This is a genomic window from Monashia sp. HAY1-2A, assembly GCF_056755315.1.
Genome location: NZ_JBNDHY010000370.1, coordinates 1 through 280 on the forward strand (window position 1 = coordinate 1; position 280 = coordinate 280).

1 protein-coding gene is annotated in these 280 nt (G+C 66.1%); it reads left to right on the forward strand.

Annotation, left to right across the window (positions count from 1 at the left end; all coding sequences use genetic code 11):
- On the forward strand, positions 1 to 280 hold a 280-nt coding region (rdgC, locus tag ACPYOM_RS22335; RefSeq protein WP_481347640.1), incomplete at both ends, for a recombination-associated protein RdgC.

Genomic DNA, 280 nt, shown 5'->3' on the forward strand with positions numbered 1-280 from the left:
CCGCCAGCCCGAGCAAGGCCGACGACGTCATCAAGCTGCTGCTGAAGGCCGTCGACAAGCTGCCGCTGGAATCGCTGCGCGTGCAAAAGTCGCCGGTCGCCGTGATGACGGGCTGGCTGGAATCGGACGAAGCGCCGTACAACTTCACGATCGACCAGGACACGGAACTGCGCGCCACCGGCGAGAGCAAGGCCGCCGTCCGCTACGTGAAGCACTCGCTGGATCCGGAAGACATCCGCCGCCACATCGCCAACGGCAAGCAGTGCACGCGCCTGGCCAT